General features: G+C 59.4%; 1 pseudogene. It reads left to right on the plus strand.

Features of this window, described 5'->3' with window-relative positions:
• Positions 1-4 precede the first annotated feature (4 nt).
• Positions 5-608: pseudogene (locus XdyCFBP7245_RS23475) on the plus strand (transposase); the annotation flags it as partial.

Raw genomic sequence — 608 nt, forward strand, 5'->3', positions numbered from 1 at the left:
AACGATGCGCAAGAGCAAGTTCACAGAAAGCCAGATTGTCGCCACGCTGAAGCAGGTTGAGGGCGGCCGCCAGGTCAAGGATGTGTGCCGCGAGCTGGGTATTTCCGACGCGACGTACTACGTCTGGAAGTCCAAGTACGGTGGCATGGAGGTAGCTGATGTGCAGCGCCTTCGCGACCTGGAGACCGAGCACAGCAAGCTCAAACGCATGTACGCCGAGCTTGCGATGGAAAACCATGCACTCAAGGATGTCATCGCAAAAAAGCTGTAGACCCGGCGCATAAACGCCCGCTTCTTGCCTGGCTCGTCGAGCAACATGGCTGGAGCGAGCGCCGGGCCTGTGCGGTCGTTGGCGTGGCTCGCTCGACGGCGCGCTATCGGCGTCGTCCTGATCGCGACGAGGAGGTCATTGCACTGTTGTCCGAATTGGCCGAGCGTTTTCCCGAGCGTGGTTTTGGAAAACTTTTTCAGATCATCCGTCGTCGCGGACATGTGTGGAATCACAAGAGGGTCTGGCGCGTGTATTGCCTGATGAAGCTTAATCAGCGTCGTCGCAGCAGGCGTCGGGTCCCGACGCGTCATCCACAACCGCTGGCATGCGGAGAGCG

Origin of the sequence: Xanthomonas dyei (assembly GCF_002939865.1) — a bacterium.
Taxonomy (GTDB): Bacteria; Pseudomonadota; Gammaproteobacteria; order Xanthomonadales; family Xanthomonadaceae; genus Xanthomonas; species Xanthomonas dyei.